The organism is Chryseobacterium culicis, from assembly GCF_900108365.1.
Taxonomy (GTDB): domain Bacteria; phylum Bacteroidota; class Bacteroidia; order Flavobacteriales; family Weeksellaceae; genus Chryseobacterium; species Chryseobacterium culicis.
This window is the reverse complement of record NZ_FNWQ01000001.1, coordinates 819,279-840,887: the sequence shown is the minus strand read 5'-3', so window position 1 is coordinate 840,887 and position 21,609 is coordinate 819,279. Positions and strand designations below refer to the sequence as shown.

The window sequence follows — 21,609 nt, the reverse complement described above, 5'->3', positions numbered from 1 at the left end:
GAGTGACAAACATTGCGTTGAACTTTTTTCTACCCAAACCCTTCAAAACAAATTTCTTTTGCATAAAAAAACCGGATCTCAAATCCGGTTTCATTTATTTCTATTTATTTGAATATTCAAATTTTCTTACTGCTTCCAGTGTCATATCAATTTCTTTATCCTTGATCGCATCACTGATGAAATACGTTTCATAACCGCTTGGCGGAAGATACACTCCATTCTGAAGCATCTGATGAAAGAAATTATTAAACAAAGAATGATTCGCTTCCTGCGCTTCATCAAAGTTGGACACTCTGTTGATATGAAAGAAGACAGACATCATGGAACCTTTTCTGTTGATTTTATGGGCAATTCCTTTTTCATTCAGGATTTTTCCGATTTCAAAGTCTAATGTTTCGGTTGTCTTTTCCAATCTGCTGAAAAATTCAGGATCATTTTTAATAAGCTGAAGTGTTTTTAATCCGGCTCTCATGGCCAAAGGATTTCCACTTAATGTTCCCGCCTGATAAACACCGCCTTTCGGTGCAAGGTGGTCCATAATTTCATTTCTTCCTGCGAAAGCACCTACCGGAAGACCGCCTCCGATTACTTTTCCGTAAGTTACCAGATCTGCTTTTACATTAAACAGTTCCTGAGCCCCTCCGAATGCCAGTCTGAACCCGGTCATTACCTCATCAAAGATCAATAGCGCACCGTTTTCATCACAGATTTTTCTCAGGTTCTGTAAGAAATCATTTTCAGGCAGTATACATCCCATATTTCCTGCAACAGGTTCTATAATTACCGCTGCAATTTCTCCCTGATTGTGACGGAATAAATCTTCTACCTGCTCAAAGTCATTATATCGGGCTAATAAAGTATCTTTAGCAGTACCTGCAGTGACTCCCGGAGAATTGGGGTTTCCGAATGTTGCGGCGCCACTTCCCGCTTTAATCAGGAACGAGTCTGAATGACCGTGGTAACAGCCTTCAAATTTTACGATCTTATCTCTTCCTGTATATCCTCTGGCCAGTCTGATGGCACTCATACATGCTTCTGTTCCTGAAGAAACCATTCTGATCTGGTCAATATTCGGAACATTTTCAATGATGAATTTTGCAATTTCTGTTTCCAGTTCTGTAGGTGCCCCGAAAGAGAACCCCTTCTCTGCCTGTACTTTCAGTTCTTCCAGCACTTCAGGATGGGTATGTCCCAAAATGGCCGGACCCCAAGAGTTGATATAATCAATATAAGTATTGTCATCTGCATCGGTAAGGTAAGCTCCTTTTGCCGATTTCATAAAAACAGGCACTCCTCCAACAGATTTGAATGCTCTTACCGGTGAGTTCACACCTCCCGGAATGTATTTGTAGGCTTCGTCAAATAAAGCCGAACTTCTTTGATACTTCATATATGCTCAGTTGCTGTTGACAGCTGCGGGTTGGCATTTGACTGTCAACGGTAAACTCTCAACAAAAAATTAAATTAGTTTCTTGGTTTTTTGTCTATTAAATAAATAAGCTGTCCTGCAGATGGCTGCTGCCCTTCATCCATTCTGTTTTTAGCGTATAATTTATTTAATTTGATTCCGAATTTCTGTGCAATATCATGCATATCTTCTCCGGATTCAGCTTTGTAGGTAGCTGTATTTCCTGTAGAATTTTTGGACTCAAGGAAAATGATGTCATTTTTCTTCAGTGTTTCACTTTCAAGCTCATTCCATTTCATCAGCCTGCTTTCGCTAACTTTGAATTTGCTGGCAATGAATTTCACATCAGTATCTTCAGGAATGACAATGTATTTCAGACCGTCGTTAGGGTGAATTTTGATCAGAATAGCGTTAAGAATTTCAGCTTTTGTTTTGATTCTTTCCACTCTTTTTTGCTGTTGTGCATAAGAAGTCTGCTTGTAAGGAACTTCTACGGTAACCGGTTCCTTAGCTTTTCTACCTGCTTTTGACGGCTCCAGCTGTGCCATAAAGGTTCTGTCGTCTTTCAGATCCGGATACATTCTAAGAACCGCGTACAATACTTCATTGGAATTGGTATTGTCGTATTCGTATAGCTTGTACTTTTCAATTTTGGTGATAAGAATAGAAGCGTAGCGTGGGTTGGTAGCATATCCTGCTTTTTTTAAGCCGTAAGCCCATGCTTTGTAATCTTTCATATCCAGTTTGAATAGATTCGTGTAGTATTTTCTGGTCGCTAAAAATATGGAATGGTCCTCATAAGACTGTCTTGGATCTTCATATACACGGAAGCACTCATTGGGAGCATCATCGGTATGTTTCATTGTTTTACCGGTCCAGTCTTCTTTACATTTTATACCGAAGTGATTTTTACCTTCCAGTGCCAGCCTGCTCTGTCCTCCCCCTGTTTCCAATAGTCCCTGGGCAAGGGTAATAGAAGCCGGAATTTTATATTTTTCCATTTCTTCTACGGCATATTTAGCAAATTTCTGAATATACTGATCTTCGGTTGCCCAAGTCTGGGCAGAAAATTTTGATAAAACTAAAAGGCTTATGGATAGGAAAAGTCTTTTCATCTTATATTTTTTATTGTTTTAAAATGAAAGATGGAACACTAGGTGTTTCATGTTTTTCAATTTTACTTATATAATTAAATTTCTATTCTGTTTTTCTAAAAGCAGATTAGCTCCCTCAATTCCCTGCAGTCCGCCAGTGTGAAAGCACAAAATCCTGCTGTTGTCAGGAAAATACCCTTCTTCAATCAGTTCAAAAACTTTCTCCATCATTTTTCCTGTATAAATCGGTTCTAAAGGAATACCATATTTCTCTTTGAAATCATTGATAAAACGGATGTTTCCATCATTTATTTTACCGTAACCTCCAAAACATGAATCTATTAGATTAAAATTCTGTCTCAAAGTTAATTCAAAAATTTTACTTTCCAGTGAAGCATCATCAACCACTTTAAAACCTATAACTTTCTGATTGTCTTCACAAAATTTTGAAATTCCTGCAATAGTTCCTCCTGTTCCTACTGCAGTGCAAAGATAGTCAAAATCTTTTGTTTGTTCGTTGAGCATCATTTTCACTCCTTCTACAGCCTCTTCATTAGTGCCTCCTTCAGGAACTATCAACGCGTCCGGAAACTCCTGTTGAAGGAATTCTGTCAGTTTTTCTTTGTGGCGGTATTCTTCGCGGGTGACAAATTTCAGGTTCATCCCGCTTCTTTTGGCAAAAAGTAAAGTAGGGTTATCTCTCCATTTATGCTGCAGCTCTTCACCTCTGATAATCCCTAATGTCGGGATACCCGCCAAATTTCCTGCTGCCGAAACTGCTGCTATATGATTGGAAAAAGCTCCGCCAAAAGTAATGATGTAAGGATGCTCAGGGTTTCTTTCCAGATAGTGATTGATATTGTAAAACAGCTTCCAGTATTTGTTCCCTGAAATCATCGGATGTATCTGATCTTCCCTTTTCATAAACAGTTTTATCTTGTTGTGAACGGGAATTTCCTGAATGGGTACAGGTTCTGCGGGAAGTTTTAACAGCATTTCAGTTTTAACTATTCGAGGTTTATTGTTTGCAAAAGTAGGAAAAGATTTACTTAAAGATAGCTGAAAGCTTTTTTCTACCCCAGACTGCAGGGATGCTTGCACATGAGCTTTTGTTTTTTCAGATGAGTTCCAGGGTAAAATATACTTCCAAATCCACACGCTCAAAACCCGAATCCCGAATTGCACAGCTCATCATCATCATTTCAAAGATATTTCCTGAAGCTCCAGAATTTTCTATTTTTAAGATAGCTGAGATTCTGTTCATTGGCGTAAGCCTCCCTTTCAAATGAAATTCTTCTGTAGGCCAGATCCCCGTCTTTAAGTTTAAAAACCCAGTAATAATATTCAATAACATAGAAAATATAGAAGAAAACAACAAGCATTTCCCATTGTTGGCGTAAATGGATTTTTTCGTGATTGATCAATACATTATTTTCCTTATCTTCGGGTTTCCTAATGAAGATAAAGGGAAAGAGAGCAATGCCATTAATTTTTAATTTTTTTAAGGGCTTTTGGCATACAATTATCATAGTAACAAATATAAAAAGTTTTTTGACTAGCATTTAACTTATGGCCCATTATGACATCAAAGAAGGTGAAGACTTCTACTATAATGAACAGGGGTACAAGGTTTTTACAGAAAAATTCCATCTGAAAAGGGGACATTGCTGTAAAAGCGGCTGCAGACACTGTCCTTACGGGTACGACAAAAAGACTGATACATTCATTAAAAGTGATAAAAAAAAATAAAATAAAATGAAAAAATATATTTTTATCTTATTGGCATCCGCTACTTTAGGGTTAACTTCATGTAGTCCTTTTCAGGTGCGTTCAGATTATGCTGAAACAGCCAACTTCAATTCTTTCAAAACGTATAAAATAAGAATTGATGATCTAAAATTGAATGATATTGATAAAGACAGAGTGCTGAATGAACTGTCCAGACAGCTTCAGAGCAAGGGTCTTCAGTCCGGAGAAAACCCGGATCTGATTATCAATGTAAAAGCTAATCATAAGAAAGTTACGGATATCAATTCTTCTTCTCCTTACGGAATGTGGGGATGGGGCGGACCGTTCGGTTGGGGTGTCGGGATGAACAGAACCTGGACCACGAATTATAATGAGGGAGCTTTAATTGTAGACCTGATTGATGCAAAAACCAACAAATTGGTTTGGCAGGGTATCGGAAGCGGAATTTCTGTAGATTCTCCAAAGGCGAAACAGAGACAGATTCCCGAAATCATGGCTGAGATTATGAAGAATTATCCGCCACAAAGAAAATAAGATGTAAGTCATCCATTATATGAGCCGGTACTTTTGTACTGGCTTTTTTATGTTTCGTTCCTGCGGATGATGCGGATTTAACAGATAATTTTTGATTTATTTGATAAGCGGGCTAAAGCCCACTCCTATTGAATAATAGGATATGATAATTAATTCACCACGGATAGCACAGATTTTCACAGATCTTTTTTTGTTTTTATGAATGAGGATATTCATTAAGGTTTGACTAAAGCCGGGTAAATGGAATTATAATTTACAAGGCGGGCTAAAGCCCACCTCTATTGAATTTTAAAAATACTGAAATTTAAAACCAAAAGGCGAAAACTTTAAACCCGTATCTCACAAACCCGAAACCTCGAATTTCAAATCCTGTAACCCGAAATCCATTATCCAAAGCTTCTTACATGCAGTACATTTCAAAATTAACGATACCGTAATTTTTTATTCACAAAAATGTAGTATTCTTGTTGAAACTTGTATTAATATGAAAAAAATCATCTTATTTTCTTTATTCACAGGACTTGCATATGCACAGGCTCCTGCCGGATACTACAATTCTGCCAACGGATTAAGCGGTGCAGCGTTAAAAACTGCTTTAAGCAGCATTATTACGAGCGGACACCAGGATAAAGGTTACAATGGTTTGTGGACAGCCTATAAAACCACTGATATTGATAAGGATTATGAAAATGACGGTTCTATCCTTGATATGTATTCTGAAAACCCTGCCGGTACTGATCCTTATAAATATACTCCTGGTACTAATCAGTGTGGAACATATTCTACAGAAGGAAATTGCTATAACAGAGAGCATGTGATTCCTCAAAGTCTTTTTAGCGAAGCTTCTCCAATGGTTGCAGATATTCATTTCATCAGAGCTACAGACGGAAAAGTGAACGGAATGAGAAGCAATTATCCTTATGGAAAGGTTGGAAGTGCTTCTTTCACTTCACTGAACGGATCCAAACTTGGAACATCAATTTCTTCAGGGTATTCCGGGACGGTTTTTGAGCCGATTGATGAGTTTAAAGGAGATGTTGCCCGTATGATTTTCTATTTTGTAACGCGTTATCAGAGTAAGCTTTCTTCGTTTTCATCAGGAAATATGCTGGGGAGTTCTACTTTCCCGGGGCTTCAGACTTGGGAATTGAATGTTTTGTTAGCATGGCATAATCAGGATCCGGTTTCTTCTGCTGAGGTTAAGAGAAATAATGCTTCTTATGCCTATCAGGGGAACAGAAATCCATTTATTGACAATCCTAATTATGTGAATCTGATTTGGGGTTCTCAACAGCCGGCAAGTGATACACAGGCTCCGACTACAGTAACAGGTCTTACTATTTCTGGAAAGACGTCGGGCAGCATTTCGCTTTCATGGACTGCTTCTACAGATAATGTAGGGGTTACTGCTTACAATGTGTATATGAACGGAAGCCTGAAAACCACGGTTAGCTCAACTTCAGCAACCATATCAGGTCTTACTCCATCTACTACTTACAGTTTTTATATTGTTGCAAAAGATGCGGCTGGAAATTCGTCTCCGAACAGTTCTTCTGTTTCCGGTACTACCAATTCCGGAACAACGACTCCGGCTACCAATTGTGTAAATGAGAGTTTTGAAACGATTCCTGCAGCCATTGCTTCTTATTCCACCAGAACATGGAGCAGTGGCGGAATTTCGTGGACGGCAACGGATGCAAGAACTGATCAGACGTTGAATAATAAAGCAATTACGGTAAGAAACGGATCTTTAACTTCAGGAAGTTCTGCCACTGGTATAGGATCTCTGACGGTTACTACACAGCTTAAGTTTACAGGGGTTAATGGCACTTTTGATGTAAAAGTAAACGGAACCACCGTTGGTACTATTCCTTACAGTGCTTCAGCAACTACAACGACCATCAATAATATCAATATTTCCGGAAACGTAGTGGTAAGTCTTGTGAATAATTCAACAAGTAACAGGGTTGCTATTGATGATCTTTCATGGACCTGTTATTCCGGCTCTTCTGCAAGAATGGCTCAAAGTACAGCTGCAGAAACAGCTTCAAATAGTTTTAAAATCTCTCCCAATCCTATTACAAACCAGGAGATTTTTGTAAAAGGAGATCTTCAGAAGGTAAAGAAAGCTGAGATTTATAATCTTCAGGGAAAAACTCTTCAGACGATTGATCAGCCTTTCAAAAATGGAAATTCTATTAAAACAGGAAATCTGGGTCAGGGAGTGTATATTTTGAAACTGGATCAGGCGACGATGCAGTTTATCGTGAAATAGTCTGAACAATCATTTGATATAAAAAAATGCCGGTCTTTTTAGACTGGCATTTTTGTTTTTTTACAGAATTATTATTTTTTTGACGCAAAGGATTTATTTTTCTAACGTCTTATTTTACCGAGCAAAAAGGAATCAGCAAACTGATTTGGCTAAGCGAATGTTTTAATTTATTCAATGAATTTTATCAAGATCAGGATATCCGGATCCTTTCAGGAGGTCTTTCCATTCTTTGTTTTTGAATACGAAAAGATTGCATCGGTACTCGTCCGGTCTGTTGTCTATTTTGGTTTCGCAGTAATAATAGAGCATATCTTTGGTTCTCCATATCGCCACTTCCTGTCTGAGTTTATTATGGGTCTGAATGATCTCATTGTCTTTCACTTCAGATTCAAATCCTTCACGGATGGTATCGAAGCTGGGCTTCTGCAATGTTTTATTAAGGTTATCCAGAAGTGCGGTTTTTTCTTCTTCGGTATAAATATCGAGCTGATACATTCCCAGTTCGTCTTCTTTTTCATTGGCGAGAGGGCCTATTTCCTCATCTACCTTTCCGAAGTGTAAGATTACTTTGTTGGTGTTTTTATTGTTTTTGCCTTCCAGATCAATTCCGTTGAAGTGTAGTAATTCTTTGGACGAAAAAGCGAGCTTTTCATTTCCAATGAGCGTAACATCACTGGTGCGTACCGCTTCTTTTTCTGTGGCTCCGGCAGATTTTAAAATTTCGTTGATATTTTCTCCTACCTTAATTTTAGCAAGATTAAAGGGTTCTGTCTGTGTACTCCCCTGTGTTTCAACAACAGATGCCGGCGCTTTATTTTTTTGATCACCGCATGAAGCAAAAGCAAGGCAGATTATGGGTATTATTATATATTTCAATCTTTTCATAATGTTAGTGTTAGCATCAGGTTATCAATAATAAAACAGAAAAACATGGATTCAAGTATACGGAAGTACTTTTTTAGGTGTTTTTGTTCTGTAATAAGGCCATTATTTAATTCATATACTTATACCATGGAGAAGCTGGTGGTGTGGGATATTTCAGCCCAAAAACGGCATTATTACGGTAAGCGTCTTTAGTAACAGAAATGTATTTATTTCTTATTTCCCCATCATTTTCAATAGAAATACTTAGTATGGAATAATTTCTCCCGTCATCCCAAAAGAAAGAAGATGGATATATAAAAGTATTTTTCTCATGTTGATTCCATGACACTTTTTCAGGTGAAAGTTTTTTAAGCTTTTCAAAAATTGGTTTGGCGAGGTTGGCATTTACCGTTGCTTTATCTGTAATGGAGGCGGTAGGATTTCCGTGTTTTTTTACTATTTTTTCTACGAAGTCCAGAGCATATTTTTCGGCAGCATTAGTATCTACAGCGCCTACTTTTCCTTTGTATACTGTAATCCTTGTACCCATCGTGTTATCTAAGGGTATATTTCCGTAGGTTATTCCTTTGTTTTCATCAGCATAATATTGAATGATGTCTGTTTTTGCAGCATCTTTCAGAAATAGGTCTTTGTTTTCAAAATCATACTTCTTTGCATCATCGCCCAGGGAAACTGATGACAGGTCAAATGATTGATTTTCACAACAGATATTGATCAATACTGCAAAAATCAATATCAGCACTCTTGCTATTTTCATCATGCTATATTTTTCTAAAATTACTGATTTTGTCTTTCCTTAATTATTTTAGACCAATCACTAAACATTTTGGTACTCGTGTTGGCATTGATTAAACTGAAAAAAAACATTCCCACGAGTATTGTAAGCCAGCAATAGGCCAGTTTCACTCCATTTTTATCGGTAATAAAGAAAAGGATAAATATGGTCAGTGTTCCTATTATAAATGTAAAAAGCAAAGTATACATCAATACATGAATGATGTACATATTGAATTTCAGTTTTCTAAAAATCCATCCTATCACTGCTATCGGAATAAGCAGCAAAATGGGTACTAACATCGCTCCGAAAATGGTTGCTTCCGGGTAAGCAGCTATTTTGTCTTCTAATCCGAAAAAGGTATTAAAACTGAACCCCGTCATACTGTTTTTCTTGGTTGGTAATTTCCAGTAACGTTTTGTCTTTATAACCTAACATTTTTGCCAGTATCACATTGGGAAATTCATGAATTCCAATATTATAAAGGTTTACACTGTCATTGAAAAATTCTCTTCTGTCTGCTATTTTGTTCTCCAGATCGGAAATTCTTTTCTGCAGTTCAAGGAAATTATTATTAGACTTCAGTTCGGGATAGTTTTCTGAAACGGCAAAAAATGAGGAGAGTGCTTTTGAGGTTTCATTGGCAATCTCGGTTCTTTTATCGGCATCCGTACTGTTATTGTAAAAAGTTCTGAGCTCCGTAAGGCGGGAAAGAAGCTTTTCTTCGTAGTTCATAAAGTGCTTGGCAACGGTGACAAGATTGGGAATCTCATCTGCACGCTGTTTCAGCACTACATCAATATTTCCGTAAGCTTTATCAACATTAAATTTAAGCATCACCAATTTGTTATAGAGATTGATCAAAAAGCTGATGATAACTACTCCCAGCAGAATAAGTAATATGATTGCGACCGTCTGATTCATTATTGTGTAAGTATATAAATAATTATTAAAAAGATGATGAAACAGGTAAACATAAATGACCTCAGCAAGGGCTGGTATTTGTTCCAGACTGTGATTCCTGAGGAAGAAGTAATACCGAGTATTTTATAATAATCGTCTTTTCTGATGAAAGGTACTCCGTTTTTAGAATCTGCATAGCCTACCAGCAGCATCTTCTGGCCATCTTTTAAAAGAGTTTCTTTGTACCTTTTACCGCCATGGCTGCTTACATTGGTTTCTTCTAATAAAACCAGCTCTATTCCTTCCGGTTCTACTTCTATGATTCCTGTGTCGTCTTTAACCCGGAAGATATTGCATTTCGTTTCCCTGTGAATGGTTCTGTAACTTTCTTTTCCGTCTGAATCTCTGTCAATATCCTCAATGGTATAATAATATCCGATGCATACCTCATTCTTCACTGGTGAGGATAAAGGGTTTTTCATCACCAATGTTCCTTCAATCTCTGCCAGTCCTTTTGCTACAGAATGGATCTTGGAGGTAGGCAGTGAGGACTGCAGGCGTAAAAAACGTTTTGAAGCAGTAGGCTTCATTAAAACAATGAAGATGAAAACAAAAAAAAGTAAAGGAAAAAAAACGATCGCTTTCTCTGCGTAACTGTCATAGTTATTGGAAATTTCAGAAGCATATTCATGCAGCGGCATTTTTTCTTTGAAAATAATCCACAGAATAAAGTAAATAAAGCCTGCAGCAATTATTCCTAAAATACTATATGCAATGTATGGTTTTCCCTTTTTAACTTCCATCTATTCTGTTCTAAAATCTGGTGGAAATATCTGAATTTTGCTTCAGTATTTCTTTCTTTTAAAGATTGCTATATCATCTCAAACTCATCCTTCCCTTCGGGAATATAAAATGTTATAGGCAGAACTAATTCTTCATCACTTTCCGGATTTTCCAGACGTAATGCAGACATCATATCTGTACATTTTAAAGCGGCCAGCTTTCCGTATGCTGAATATTCTACCTGAATATCATCCGGAAGGCTCTGCGCTTTATATCCATTCTGCATATCCGAAATGATACCCTGCATCCTGCCTTCTGCCTGGCTTTTGCTAAGATACATAGCTAAAGCGTTATTATTTTCTCTTTTTTGATATTGTGCTATGAACGAACTGTAGTTGCCGCCATTGATCATCTTTATAATTTCGTTATACTTTTTGATCAGTTTTTCTTTAACGTCGAACTTGACGTCTTTAAGGTTGATTCCATTCTGCCATGCTTCCAGTTTATAAGGTACCTCTGCTTCAAATGTACTTGCATGTCCTATAAAAGGTATGTTTTTATCAGGTTTTTTGGTAAAATATTCATCAAACTGTTTTACAAAAGCGTATTCTCCGGAAGCCATATCATAGAGATTCACTCTGTATCTTATGTAAGAATCTTCGTGCAGTTCCTGATGTCCATCCATGGGAAGTCCTTTCACTTCAATTGTTTGTTTACCTCCTTCCAGAATAAGATGATTGATGGGAAAATCTGATCTCGTTTGTCCTTCAATACTCAATGAAATTAATTCCACATCATTAATTTTGATCTGAAATGAACACATTACCGCACTAAAATCTATTTCGTAATAGGGTTTCATCTTTTATTTTTTAGGATAAGCAAGGGTAAAACTGTCTAAGATGGAGAAAGTGCCGGTATCTGAAGAGTTCTCCACTCTGGTTCCTTTCTTTACTACAATCAGTTTGGTATTGGTATATTTTGTATTGCTTTGAGTCAATTCCTGGGTTTGGGTTAAAAACAGCCATTTATTTTTAGCTGATGCATCCCAGAAGTAAGCAGCTCCTGTTTTATCAGTGGATCTTTTTTCCGGGTTACCGTATGTTTTAGTAAGGTAATCGATCAGCTTTTTTCCTTCATCTTCTTTAGCGAGGTTCAGTACAAATCCCAGATATTGGTTGTTCTGATAAGAGTTTACGAATAACGCCAGATTATTATTGGAATATTCATACCCTTTAGGTACTGTATATTCGGAAAATGATGCTGTTCCCAGCTTATAATTGTTAATATTAGCCTGTTTATAAGATAATAATCCGTAATTGGCTTCTGTCTCCTTTTCTCCCTTCAAACTGTTATCCGGCAGTTTTTCATCAAATTTTAAAGATTCCAGATCGGTTTGTCCGTTGCAGGACACAATAGCCAAAAAGCTAAATAATAAGATAAGATTTTTCATTGTATGAATATTAATCATTTTTAATCAACGGAATATTTGCACTTATTCCAAATAAGGATTCTAATTCTTTTATCACATCAAAAGGAGGAATTACATTTTTAAAATCCCCTTTGGCAATTTCATATTTTCCATTTCTGCTTTCCTCCACTTTATGTTTATTTTTTGCAATTTTAATAGCAAGCCCTACACTTATTGTAACTACATATTGGGCATCAAGGCCGTCAAATCCGAGAACAGGACGGTAATATAATCCTTTTTCATCGTAGTTGATCCCATGCCCGTAGGTTATGGAAGCGCTTCCTGATGCTGATGCTTCAAAATAAGCTTCTGCTTTTATAACAGCCAGTGAAACTTCTCCCTGAATTTTCACTCCTACTTTCAATTCCAGTTTAAGTTTACTCTTACTTGAGACTTTAAATTCAGAGTCTTTCAGTTTTCCAGCGGTATTAAACTTAAATTCAGATTCCACTTCTATGGTACTGGAAATAATAAGGTCCATAAAGATATCAACAGATGCCTTGAAGCCTGCATTATCATTCCCTACATCTATTCCGGATTTCAGTTTCCCTTGAATTTCCTGATACAATCTTGTGACTCCCGGCGCTGCTGTTCCTCCGCTTACCGCTCCGGAAATTCCGAATACTAAAGCTCCCAGAAGGTCAACTGTCATTTCCAGACCAATCAGCGGATTTGCTTTCAAACCTATAGCTACATCCGTACCAATAATGGCATTATTATCTTTAGGATGCTTCAAAAGCCAATTACCAGACAGCTCCATATTAGGAGGTTTCACGGCAAAACTTACCGGAATTCCCTTAGGAGAAATGGAACGTACTTTTCCTTTGGCCTGATTAAGAACTCCATCTGACAATGCTCCTATGGCAGCAAATGTATCATATATTTTTTTAAACTTGGTTTCGTACTGATATTTTAATTCTTTTTCCTGCTTATCATTGTTCCATTTTGCCTTTAAACTGAAGGCTAATGAAGCGTCTTTTTGTTTCCATCTTTTTTCTGCACCCATTTTGCCTGCTTTTTTCTGCAGTTCTTTATGCTCATGGGGATCCATATTCATCCACTTTACGCTGAGATCATTGGTAAGATTCAGCGTAAAGCTCAATGTCCAGCTGATATCCGGATAGGCTTTTATCAATACTGTCGTCCTTTTCTCATTGCTATAATATCTGCAGGTATGAACATGCAGATGAAACTGATTCGGATTTGTCCCTGCAGGCCAGATATATTGTATAGGAAGAGCATTAAATTGAGATAAATCTGAATATACTCCATAAGTAAAGGTGGGTGTGGTAAATGTTTTTACCGTATCTCCTTTATCGATTGCCTGTCCTACATCTACAACCTGAATCTGTTTTTTATGTTTTCCTTTACTATCCCTGAAGCATTCATTGGTTTGAAAGCCTGTGACATCAATGATGAGGTCTTTCTTTGTAGAGACATCTGGTGCTGTTACTTCATAATGAATAGTTTGTGCATCATGGGCATTAAAAACAAATGAGATATCTACTCTACGGTTATTTTCGTAGTCTTTCTCATTTTTGTATTTGATATTGTCTCTTCCCATTTTATCGTCGGTAGGATCTACTTCTCCTTTTCCTACGGAGATGATTCTTCTGGGATCCAGCCCGCCATCTGCAAAGAATTTTTTGACGACGTCTGCTCTTCTTTGGGAAAGTCCTTTGTTATAGTTTTCTTTTCCTATCACGCAGGCATAGCCGCTGAGATTCATGGTAGCATCTTTATGCTCCAGAAGGAATTTGAGTACATTATTCAGAATAGCAACACCGTCTTTATCAATGACTGTGGAATCGAATTTATAAAAAATTGTTCTCTGAATATGCTCCTGTAATGCAGCTGATTTTATCAGTTTGACACCGTTTCCATTGTCAAAGACTTTAACGGTTGTATTGCTGGCTTTCCCATCTTTTGTTTCATTTTCGGTAATTTTGATAACTTCAAACTTACAGGGTTCCAGCCTGACAGAGTTTACGTCCGGCTTATATACTTTAGTGGGAGTCTGGTTTTGTGCACCGTTGGTATTGGTGGTCACCACTTTATTTTTAACATTCAGATAGATGGCATGAAGATCATCTCCAAGCTTATCTTTAATGTATTGTTTTGAGGCGGTATCTTTTACTTTAACATAGAATTCCTCCACATTCTGTATGTTATCCACATAGGCCATCCAGGCAAAGGTGTTTTCTATCTTAAGATTAACTTCACCATCTATAACCTGGACATTATTGTAGGTATGAACCAGTTTATCTGCTTTTGCCGTCTGCTGATTCCAAAGCTCGATACTGACAGTATTTCCGTTCAGGCCTTCCGTTACCAGATTTAGGTGTACGATGTGCCCGTAGGAAATGTATTCGATCTTTTTGTTATTTTTAATGCTTTTGCTGTTTTTCTGTGTAGACCATTTGCTGCTTACAATTTTGGGCTCACACCAGCCTCTTACGAAGATTCCTGTATTGGTTTTGGTATCTCTTACTCCGGAAAGACTGGCTTCAATATAAAACTGATAGCTTCCGCAGTACTGTTTGCCTATTAAAAACTTATATCCGGTAGCAGAGGTGATCTGATTGATGATAATTTTTCTGCTGCTGTTCTGCCTCATCCAGGTAAGAGGCTTCTTTTTGTCTGCATCTGTAGTACCCGGCAGCCATTCTTCGACACCAAACTGCACCCACTGATCCGGCTTTATTGTAATTCTTTGCCCTAATACTGACATTTTGGGGTAATACAATCCGCTTACCACTTTTATTTTTTTAACGCCTTTTGCCATTTTGTTATCATTTAGATTGCACCATCCTGCCCTCCTCCTGAAGGCTGCTCGTTATACATTTCTTCGGAATCCACCAGCGGATTAATCTGCTGCTGAACGTCTTTATCTGCATTTTTAAAGTTCTGCTGGCTGGCTTCTGCTCTCTGACCGTGGTCTATAATTTCGATGCACGGAGTTCCGGCAACTGCACATACTGCTTTGCTGTCTTCTACAATGATATATCCGCCATTGCTGAGCTGTACTTTATCATAAAAGTTCTGCCATTCTGTGACCATAATTTTGCAGGGAGGCGGCGGACCTCCCATTTTGGTACAGTTTCCGAATGTGTTTTTTTCAAATGTGGCTCCTCCTATTTCTTTTGTGGTGACAATCAGCTTTTTGGAACCGCTTTTATCATTGGCATATTCTTTCTGGTGTGTAAGTACTTTCAGCTTGTCCGGAGCCTGCCCGAACTGGCATTTGCACATAGCGCCCTGTACTACAATATGTTTTTCTGCCATATTAATTTTATCTTTAGTGAAATGTTGTTTTATTTTTCATCAATTTCTGATACTGATACTGAAATCTTTTTCTCTTCCTGCAGCATGATGCTGCATTCAAGATAAAGAGATTTCGGAAGTGTGTTTTCCTGTTTCAGATAGCTTATTATTCTGAATGTTCCTTCTTCATTCATCACAGGGTTATCTTTTATAATCAATGAAAAAGGTGATTTTCTTATAAAATCATCAATCTCTCTTTCTTCATATAATTTTCCTTTACCTTCTATGGTAATTAAGCCTGTCTCCTCTTTCAGGGGATCTGTTTCCAGCGTTACTCTGTAACTGGGTTCTATTGCGTTATCCACTACAGGAAAAGTGACCGTCATCTCTGTTTTATATTCGTTTCCGAAGCTCCGGTATATTCCCAAGAACAAAGCACGGATGAAATAATCATTTTTGATGTACAGGTTGAGGGCTTCAGGTTCGCTGATTACTTTTTCAATCTTTCTGCAGTATTCGTCTACGGTTTCTCCTTCAAATTCTTTATAGAGTTCTTCTTTTACAGCGGCCCATCTTTTGGAAAAAGCCTCAGCATTTTCTACCGTTTCGAATTTCCCATGCTCATCTGTACTGATCTGTAAAGGATATAAAACCTTAGATGTTCTGTAGGCCAGCAGATCTGCAATTTCATTGACTTCCTCTTCATTAAGATAGAGATTGGATGTTCTGTCTATTTCAAAAAACTGCTGTCCTTTCTCTGTTTTCAGCCACCGAACCGATGTTTCATATTTTAATTCATTCTTATCTTCTCCTTTTTCAATGGTAATGACTACACTGTATCTTCGCACTGTGTTTTCCGGCTGAAGAGTAAGACTGTTGCCCTTTCCGAATTGTACCAAAAGGGTTTTATCTGCTACGGCAGTTCTGGGAACAAAAAGTTCTTTCTGGCCGTTGAGGTTGATCAGGATCATATCCTTAACAGCACAGTGATTATTATGAAAGTGTTTTAATACATCTTTATCCAATCCGTACAGCGTGGCTATACTTTTTAAGGTTTCATCTTTCTGAACGGTATGTTTATTATATTTCTGCATAATAAGCTCTTACTTCATAACGCTGCGGGTGAGCCAGATTTTACAATTCTTCGTTGTCCATTAATGTACTACTCTTTTTCCATCTTCTCTAGGATCCATGCCTACCCAGTCATAGTCTGCAGACCAATGCAGATATTTGTTTCTGAGTTCTCTCAGATCCGTCTGTTCTGCTAGTTCTCTCTGATAATCGGCATATCTCTGTTCGGGAACTTTGGATCCTTTATATTGGTCGTGAATACTTTGGGTCCATCGGAAGGTATAGGGTTTTCCATTTCCCATTACATACGGGGTGAGTTTGTTTTTTACCCTTACCAGAAGCGGATCATCAGAAATTTTATATTTGGTACTGATCTGCCCTGTATCAATTTTCAATCCGTCATTTTTGCCGTACTCTCCCATAAACTGTAATGGGATGAAGCTGTATGTTTTTTTAACCAGTTTTCTGTTACTGGAGAGCTTGCGTCTGTATTCATGAATGATTAGTTCCCCGTCCTGAAACCAGCCTTCTGCAACAAGCTGTTCTTTTCTTTTTTTCTGAACGCTGGTACTTCCGTTGATGATTTCGTCTTTGGCTTCAGGCCCTGTTTCATAGCCTCCACCAATGTCACTGTGCACACCAGGGAATGATTTTTCAATCCCGAGATAGACGGTTTTCTGCTTTACTTTGACTTTTATATCGGTTAGGTCAAAATTGATCCTGTGCTCATTTTCTGCCGTAAAGTGTACTATTTTCCTGGCTCTTGCAATATCATCCAGCTGAAGTTCTTCAATATCATTACTGAAATTGGGGGAAGTTGTCCATGTATTTTCAGAATAAGAGGAAACAGTATCAAAAATACCGAGGAAGCGGATAATCACGTTTATTTCGTCCAGATTGACGCCTACTTTTTTCAATTCGGTTCCTAAATTGCCGAACATTATACTTTTAGGGTCTGAACTTACTTTCTTCTTAGATACCTGATGTACAAAATACCGTGCTGCGGCGGCTCCTCTGCTAAAACCGAAGACATCCAGGGTGACTGTTCCCAGTTTTGCCGTGGAATTTGCTTTTTTAAGCAGGCTTATTTTTTCTGCAATTTTTTCGCATCCAATCTGTACCTTGGCTTTAATGCCTGTTTTTTCCGAGCCATAGGCATAGCCGTCCATTTCATCTCCTTTGTTATCCTGGGTACCGATCCCTTCTATGTAGATTGCATTTCTTTTATCATAATTTTCCCAAAGTCGGGCTACATTACTCCAGTCATTATTGTAGCTGTTATTATCTGACGGATCACCTCCATGGTCATCATAAGCCTTGGTTTTGTTTTTCCTCGCATCAGAATTGGTCTTATTATTTAAGGTACCGTCAAAGAATATTCCCAGTGCGACACTGATTATATTTTCCGGGGCTGATGATGGCGAATAGTTTCCAAATACAACGTTAGACATAATCTAATAAATTTTACTGATGAAATCTTTTAGCTGATATGTTTTTTCGTCCTGCTTTATACTTACGTTCATTTTTTTGCTTTCAGGAACTATTTTTAGGATAAAATCGGCTTCTTTTTTCTGATCCAGTGCTCCAAATACTTTATTAATATCATTCAGATCAAAATCTACAGGAAGAACATTATTTCCTTTTAAGACATTGTCTGTGTAATAACTCTCATTTTTAGTAAAGAAAACATTAGCTCCCCATTCTTTGTGGTCAGGCCCCACCACAGTTATGGATAGGTAATAAGGGACCGCTCTTTCTTTTGTGCTTCCGTCATAAGTATCGTACTCTCCGTTAGCCGCCATAAAGAATATCTTTTTTACCTGATAGCCCTGCGGAAGTTCTACAACAGGTTTCCAGAGGTATTTTTTTCTATATGTTTCATATACTGAAGGATCGGGATAACCGGAAGCAGCAATCCTGTTTTTCACTTCGGGCGTTATCAGAAAATCACTTTTCAGACGGTCATCTGCATAGCCGTCCTCAAGCATATATTGAGCATTTTCGTAGGCTTTTTCCTTTGTGATAATGGTGTCATGTGCCTGGAAGCTGCCGATTTCTTTCTGAACACCCGGTGCATTAATCCATACTACGATTTTTCCCTTGGGTGCCAGCCCTACTTTAAAAGTAGTGTAGGTTTCTTTCTTTCCCGTGTCTTTATCGGTAAAGCCTTCTTTGAACAGTTTTTCAATTTTGGTTTTATCCAGAGGCCATTTTCCGGTATAGAATTTTTTTTCCACGAGGGAATACCAAGTGAATTCCAATGTATTGGGAATATCCATTTTTTGGGTAGAAACATTCATCGTGGCACCTGTATTTCCCCAGCCTGTATTCTGCGTTCCCCATATAGCATCAAAGCTGTAGGTAAAATCATCAGCGATGATATTTCCCTGATAAACTTCCATGGGATATTCCTGAGGTGCGCTCACGGTTCCGAGCCAGCTGTATTTTTCTTCCATTTTTTTATTTTGACAACTTACTAATGAGAAACTTCCTATAATGAAAAAAAACAGGATTTTTAATTTATTTATTCCCATGAGACATTATTTTCTTATTACTTGCTAAAATCAAATTGCCTTTCTGTGCTTCTACATTGATTTTCTTTGCTATTTTTTCGACCTTTTTTCCCACGCTCAGATGATATGAATCTTTTACTGTTATGCGTAGATTGGTTGCTGTTTTTATGATGGCCATATCAGAAAAGTTTTGATTTTTCAGCACTGTTGAATTCTACGATCTTTCCACTCTGCATGGTCATATTTTCCAGTTCGCTGAACATGGAAATTTCACCTGCTATTTCGTTGGAAGTTTCAGACTGTCTCTTGAATTCCTTTTCAATCATTTCCGTTCTGGTATCTGAAGTTTCCGTAATATCTCCCGAAGCGGTAAGTTTCATATCTTTTCCTGCTATGGAAACAATATTATCGTTGGCAGTGCTGGTAATACTTGCTCCTGCTCCTATTGAAATTTCTTTTCCTGCAGTGATACTGATATTATCACCAGCATTTAAAGTAAAGTTTTTAGGGGCTTTCATGCTGATATTTCCCTGTCCGTCCATGTAATAAGTATTTCCACTCGGATCCAGGATGGTTACGCTGCCTTCTTCGTCATTCATTAAAATTCGGATTCCGCTTCTGGTCTGGATAGATTTCAGATGATTATTCACTCCACCTCCTAAGGCAATTCCTCCATGGAACATTCCTCCCATCACGAAAGGTCTGTCAGGGTGGCTGTGCACAAAATTGACCATCACCTGGTCTCCCACTTCGGGAATGGCTACATAACCGCGGTTTTGAGTAATCTGATCTGTTCCGCCGGCATCCGGGCTCATCATGCGGATAAAATGGGTGGTATCATTCGTCTGCCAGTCAAATCTTACCTGTACTCTTCCCTGTCCTTCGGGATCTGTATTGGAAATTACGGTTGCGGTCTGTGGTTCAGCCTTCGGAATGGTAAATTCAGGCTTTGGAAGAAATCCGGTGTCTGCTGCTATTCCTACGAAGCTTCCCTTATAATGCCCTATGGTGTCTATTTCATGTTCTGCTTCTGTAATCATGATCCTTGTGAAATAGGACGTTTCATTAGAATCCGGCTTGCGCATCTGTACATCTGCAACGCAGCCCGGATGCAGGAAGGGAACTGTTGTATTTCCTGAAACGGAAAAAACGTTCACGGCTTCACTTCCGGAGGCGCTTTTCTGAGAATATTCCACATCAAGATGGGTAGTGGCTTTGATGGGGGCAATCTGTAAAGCCGGTGTTTTGTAAATGGTTTCGTTGTGACTGTAGGCTGTTTTTGCCAGGTCACCAACGTGCTTTATGGGTGTGGAACCGGAAGTCAGTTTTTCATTTTTATTGCTGTTGTATCCGTAGAATTGGGGCTTTGTATGTACTGCTTTCAATTCAACTTTTATATCATTGGCACTGCTTCCGTAGGTAAGGGTAATGGGTTTGTTCTGAGCGGGGAGCTTTCCAAAGTGCAGCACTTCGCCATCATAGAAAAACTGTTCACCGTAAGCTTCTGCCATTCTTGCCAGATAGTTATAATGGGTTTCATCATACTGGCTGCTGTAGATAATCTGGGAAAAATTATTGGCATCTACCCTTACATCAAATCGGCTTTTATCAATTCCCTGCTTGATCACTTCTTCGGCAATGATTCCTACATTCACCGGCTGGGCACCTCCAAAGCTCTGAATATGCGGTGCTCCGTCAAGAAGAATGGTAGGGCTGTAACCTGTAAGCACAATATTTCCCAGACTCATATGCTCCTGACTGAATCCTACCCCGGTAATCACCCCTACGAAGGTTCTTTCCGGGCTGTTATCTATATCTTTATAGGAAATAACGGCTGTAAGTCTTTTACCAAGAAATTTATTGGCTTCTTCCAAAGAATGGGTCTGCCTGTCTCCCAGGGTATCGTGGGCCAGTGTCAATGTAAATTCGTGATGTCTTCTGGTACTTTGTTTAAGTCTGAAATGCTTATAATACTTGATAATTTTACCTTCTATAACAATAGAAAGCTTTACCAGACGGTTGATACCTGTATGATGATTTGCGGAAATACCATCTGCATTCTGCGTCGGACGAAAAGACGTCGATTGTGAGTTTCCAGGTGTATTTGACATATTTTTAGTGATTTGATTAGTTTTCTAAACGATTATTCAACAGATCGGGAGTTTAAAAATAAAAACAAAAGATCCTGAATAATATAGTGTTAGGTAAAAAAAGACCGTCTTATTAGGGACAGTCTTTTATTTTTATCTGATGAAAGACCTAGCTCATTGGCCAAAGCCCATCATAGAATGAATTTCCATAGGTAATGCTTTCCGCACTTACTACGAAGCTGATCAGCATATTGTTGCTGTCTATTGCATCAAAGTCTACTTCGTGCTGAATGACATATCCGTTTTCCCACTTCAAAGAAATCAGTGTTCCTTCTTCGTGAGATTTATTGAACTGGATTTCTCCTTGGGTAGGTTTATATTTGCTGTTTAACAAGCTCTCTAAAACATCAGATTTTTCTGTTGCTTCAATGGTTACTTTGATCAATGCGTTTGACGGATCAGAAGCAACACGCCCAGATACATCTGTTGATCTTGATACGCTATAATTAAGCTTTAATAACTTCTGTCCTTCACCTCCATTGAATTTTAAGATTCCTCTTGAATTTCCTGCCATATTCTTACATTTTAAACATTTACTACTGTTCTCCTATATAGGATTTATATAACAAAGATAGAGTTCATGTTCTAATTTAAAAAGTTTTTGAGGCACTGTTTCAGAAATTGTAGTAGTTCTACGACATTTTAGAAATTCCGAATTAAAAATCAATTTTAGGATTTCAAACTAATTAATTTTATTTTTTATTAAAAATTTTCTATTCAATCTTATAAATACAGAA

The 21,609-nt window shown here is 38.0% G+C and carries 22 protein-coding genes; 3 read left to right on the top strand and 19 right to left on the bottom strand.

The genetic code is table 11. The features are described from left to right. Positions 1-100: 100 nt before the first annotated feature. The 4 genes from hemL to BLW74_RS03765 form a co-directional block, all read right to left on the bottom strand. The gene (gene hemL, locus BLW74_RS03780; protein WP_089690103.1) at positions 101-1,390 is read right to left on the bottom strand and encodes a glutamate-1-semialdehyde 2,1-aminomutase; all 1,290 of its coding nucleotides are present in this window, start codon (positions 1,388-1,390) and stop codon (positions 101-103) included. Between the two features lie 74 nt (positions 1,391-1,464). After that, positions 1,465-2,523: a glucosaminidase domain-containing protein gene (locus tag BLW74_RS03775; RefSeq protein ID WP_089690102.1), complete on the bottom strand. Its 1,059-nt coding sequence runs from the start codon at positions 2,521-2,523 to the stop codon at positions 1,465-1,467. 66 nt (positions 2,524-2,589) lie between these two features. Further along, positions 2,590-3,498: a 1-aminocyclopropane-1-carboxylate deaminase/D-cysteine desulfhydrase gene (locus BLW74_RS03770; RefSeq protein WP_089690665.1), complete on the bottom strand. Its 909-nt coding sequence runs from the start codon at positions 3,496-3,498 to the stop codon at positions 2,590-2,592. A gap of 206 nt (positions 3,499-3,704) precedes the next feature. Further along, on the bottom strand, positions 3,705-4,031 hold the full coding sequence (locus BLW74_RS03765; RefSeq protein ID WP_089690101.1) for a hypothetical protein: 327 nt from the start codon (positions 4,029-4,031) through the stop codon (positions 3,705-3,707). Between the two features lie 40 nt (positions 4,032-4,071). Here BLW74_RS03765 and BLW74_RS03760 point away from each other — a divergent pair, with 40 nt between their 5' ends. From BLW74_RS03760 to BLW74_RS03750, 3 genes are all read left to right on the top strand, one after another. Then, the gene (locus BLW74_RS03760) at positions 4,072-4,251 is read left to right on the top strand and encodes a C1orf53 family protein (RefSeq protein WP_089690100.1); all 180 of its coding nucleotides are present in this window, start codon (positions 4,072-4,074) and stop codon (positions 4,249-4,251) included. Between the two features lie 6 nt (positions 4,252-4,257). Further along, a complete protein-coding gene (locus BLW74_RS03755; RefSeq protein ID WP_089690099.1) occupies positions 4,258-4,785 on the top strand; it encodes a DUF4136 domain-containing protein in 528 nt (175 codons plus the stop codon). Between the two features lie 484 nt (positions 4,786-5,269). After that, a complete protein-coding gene (locus tag BLW74_RS03750; RefSeq protein WP_089690098.1) occupies positions 5,270-7,060 on the top strand; it encodes an endonuclease in 1,791 nt (596 codons plus the stop codon). Positions 7,061-7,231: 171 nt separating this feature from the next. Here BLW74_RS03750 and BLW74_RS03745 read toward each other — a convergent pair whose 3' ends face one another. The 15 genes from BLW74_RS03745 to tssD form a co-directional block, all read right to left on the bottom strand. Beyond that, complete coding sequence (locus tag BLW74_RS03745) at positions 7,232-7,945, bottom strand: hypothetical protein (protein WP_089690097.1); 714 nt, start codon at positions 7,943-7,945, stop codon at positions 7,232-7,234. 106 nt (positions 7,946-8,051) lie between these two features. Further along, a complete protein-coding gene (locus BLW74_RS03740; protein ID WP_139265692.1) occupies positions 8,052-8,705 on the bottom strand; it encodes a hypothetical protein in 654 nt (217 codons plus the stop codon). Between the two features lie 17 nt (positions 8,706-8,722). Then, positions 8,723-9,103 carry a hypothetical protein gene (locus tag BLW74_RS03735; RefSeq protein WP_089690095.1) on the bottom strand — a complete coding sequence of 127 codons (381 nt, stop codon included), beginning with the start codon at positions 9,101-9,103 and terminating at the stop codon, positions 8,723-8,725. Beyond that, positions 9,084-9,644, bottom strand: coding sequence for a LemA family protein (locus tag BLW74_RS03730; RefSeq protein ID WP_089690094.1), 561 nt, complete (start codon positions 9,642-9,644; stop codon positions 9,084-9,086). Before BLW74_RS03730 ends, BLW74_RS03735 begins: the two co-directional genes overlap by 20 nt. After that, positions 9,644-10,426: a hypothetical protein gene (locus BLW74_RS03725; RefSeq protein ID WP_089690093.1), complete on the bottom strand. Its 783-nt coding sequence runs from the start codon at positions 10,424-10,426 to the stop codon at positions 9,644-9,646. Before BLW74_RS03725 ends, BLW74_RS03730 begins: the two co-directional genes overlap by 1 nt. Positions 10,427-10,494: 68 nt before the next feature. After that, positions 10,495-11,265, bottom strand: coding sequence for a hypothetical protein (locus BLW74_RS03720; protein ID WP_089690092.1), 771 nt, complete (start codon positions 11,263-11,265; stop codon positions 10,495-10,497). Positions 11,266-11,268: 3 nt separating this feature from the next. Further along, complete coding sequence (locus tag BLW74_RS03715; protein ID WP_139265691.1) at positions 11,269-11,856, bottom strand: hypothetical protein; 588 nt, start codon at positions 11,854-11,856, stop codon at positions 11,269-11,271. Between the two features lie 10 nt (positions 11,857-11,866). Then, positions 11,867-14,659 carry an OmpA family protein gene (locus BLW74_RS03710; protein WP_089690090.1) on the bottom strand — a complete coding sequence of 931 codons (2,793 nt, stop codon included), beginning with the start codon at positions 14,657-14,659 and terminating at the stop codon, positions 11,867-11,869. A gap of 11 nt (positions 14,660-14,670) precedes the next feature. Next, positions 14,671-15,159, bottom strand: a complete 489-nt coding sequence (locus tag BLW74_RS03705; protein WP_089690089.1) for a DUF4280 domain-containing protein — start codon at positions 15,157-15,159, stop codon at positions 14,671-14,673. A 29-nt stretch (positions 15,160-15,188) separates the two neighbouring features. Next, the gene (locus tag BLW74_RS03700) at positions 15,189-16,232 is read right to left on the bottom strand and encodes a hypothetical protein (protein ID WP_089690088.1); all 1,044 of its coding nucleotides are present in this window, start codon (positions 16,230-16,232) and stop codon (positions 15,189-15,191) included. Between the two features lie 60 nt (positions 16,233-16,292). Next, complete coding sequence (locus BLW74_RS03695) at positions 16,293-17,660, bottom strand: T6SS phospholipase effector Tle1-like catalytic domain-containing protein (protein ID WP_089690087.1); 1,368 nt, start codon at positions 17,658-17,660, stop codon at positions 16,293-16,295. Positions 17,661-17,663: 3 nt separating this feature from the next. Further along, positions 17,664-18,665, bottom strand: a complete 1,002-nt coding sequence (locus BLW74_RS03690; RefSeq protein ID WP_228424756.1) for a DUF2931 family protein — start codon at positions 18,663-18,665, stop codon at positions 17,664-17,666. A gap of 64 nt (positions 18,666-18,729) precedes the next feature. After that, on the bottom strand, positions 18,730-18,900 hold the full coding sequence (locus BLW74_RS22310; RefSeq protein WP_167358369.1) for a hypothetical protein: 171 nt from the start codon (positions 18,898-18,900) through the stop codon (positions 18,730-18,732). A gap of 1 nt (position 18,901) precedes the next feature. Beyond that, positions 18,902-20,833, bottom strand: a complete 1,932-nt coding sequence (locus BLW74_RS03685) for a type VI secretion system Vgr family protein (RefSeq protein ID WP_089690085.1) — start codon at positions 20,831-20,833, stop codon at positions 18,902-18,904. A gap of 148 nt (positions 20,834-20,981) precedes the next feature. Next, positions 20,982-21,386 (bottom strand): type VI secretion system tube protein TssD, encoded by a 405-nt coding sequence (tssD, locus tag BLW74_RS03680; RefSeq protein WP_089690084.1) that lies wholly within the window; start codon positions 21,384-21,386, stop codon positions 20,982-20,984. Positions 21,387-21,609: the final 223 nt, after the last annotated feature.

Coding starts and splice junctions, on each gene's coding strand:
- BLW74_RS03705 (WP_089690089.1), bottom strand. CDS start 15,159: ATGGCAGAAAAACATATTGTAGTACAGGGCGCTATGTGCAAATGCCAG.
- BLW74_RS03690 (WP_228424756.1), bottom strand. CDS start 18,665: ATGGAAGAAAAATACAGCTGGCTCGGAACCGTGAGCGCACCTCAGGAA.
- BLW74_RS03755 (WP_089690099.1), top strand. CDS start 4,258: ATGAAAAAATATATTTTTATCTTATTGGCATCCGCTACTTTAGGGTTA.
- BLW74_RS03710 (WP_089690090.1), bottom strand. CDS start 14,659: ATGGCAAAAGGCGTTAAAAAAATAAAAGTGGTAAGCGGATTGTATTAC.
- BLW74_RS03725 (WP_089690093.1), bottom strand. CDS start 10,426: ATGGAAGTTAAAAAGGGAAAACCATACATTGCATATAGTATTTTAGGA.
- BLW74_RS03770 (WP_089690665.1), bottom strand. CDS start 3,498: ATGCTGTTAAAACTTCCCGCAGAACCTGTACCCATTCAGGAAATTCCC.
- BLW74_RS03775 (WP_089690102.1), bottom strand. CDS start 2,523: ATGAAAAGACTTTTCCTATCCATAAGCCTTTTAGTTTTATCAAAATTT.
- BLW74_RS03735 (WP_089690095.1), bottom strand. CDS start 9,103: ATGACGGGGTTCAGTTTTAATACCTTTTTCGGATTAGAAGACAAAATA.
- BLW74_RS03750 (WP_089690098.1), top strand. CDS start 5,270: ATGAAAAAAATCATCTTATTTTCTTTATTCACAGGACTTGCATATGCA.
- BLW74_RS03740 (WP_139265692.1), bottom strand. CDS start 8,705: ATGATGAAAATAGCAAGAGTGCTGATATTGATTTTTGCAGTATTGATC.
- BLW74_RS03695 (WP_089690087.1), bottom strand. CDS start 17,660: ATGTCTAACGTTGTATTTGGAAACTATTCGCCATCATCAGCCCCGGAA.
- hemL (WP_089690103.1), bottom strand. CDS start 1,390: ATGAAGTATCAAAGAAGTTCGGCTTTATTTGACGAAGCCTACAAATAC.
- BLW74_RS03685 (WP_089690085.1), bottom strand. CDS start 20,833: ATGTCAAATACACCTGGAAACTCACAATCGACGTCTTTTCGTCCGACG.
- BLW74_RS03730 (WP_089690094.1), bottom strand. CDS start 9,644: ATGAATCAGACGGTCGCAATCATATTACTTATTCTGCTGGGAGTAGTT.
- BLW74_RS03700 (WP_089690088.1), bottom strand. CDS start 16,232: ATGCAGAAATATAATAAACATACCGTTCAGAAAGATGAAACCTTAAAA.
- BLW74_RS03765 (WP_089690101.1), bottom strand. CDS start 4,031: ATGATAATTGTATGCCAAAAGCCCTTAAAAAAATTAAAAATTAATGGC.
- BLW74_RS03715 (WP_139265691.1), bottom strand. CDS start 11,856: ATGAAAAATCTTATCTTATTATTTAGCTTTTTGGCTATTGTGTCCTGC.
- BLW74_RS22310 (WP_167358369.1), bottom strand. CDS start 18,900: ATGGCCATCATAAAAACAGCAACCAATCTACGCATAACAGTAAAAGAT.
- tssD (WP_089690084.1), bottom strand. CDS start 21,386: ATGGCAGGAAATTCAAGAGGAATCTTAAAATTCAATGGAGGTGAAGGA.
- BLW74_RS03720 (WP_089690092.1), bottom strand. CDS start 11,265: ATGAAACCCTATTACGAAATAGATTTTAGTGCGGTAATGTGTTCATTT.
- BLW74_RS03745 (WP_089690097.1), bottom strand. CDS start 7,945: ATGAAAAGATTGAAATATATAATAATACCCATAATCTGCCTTGCTTTT.
- BLW74_RS03760 (WP_089690100.1), top strand. CDS start 4,072: ATGGCCCATTATGACATCAAAGAAGGTGAAGACTTCTACTATAATGAA.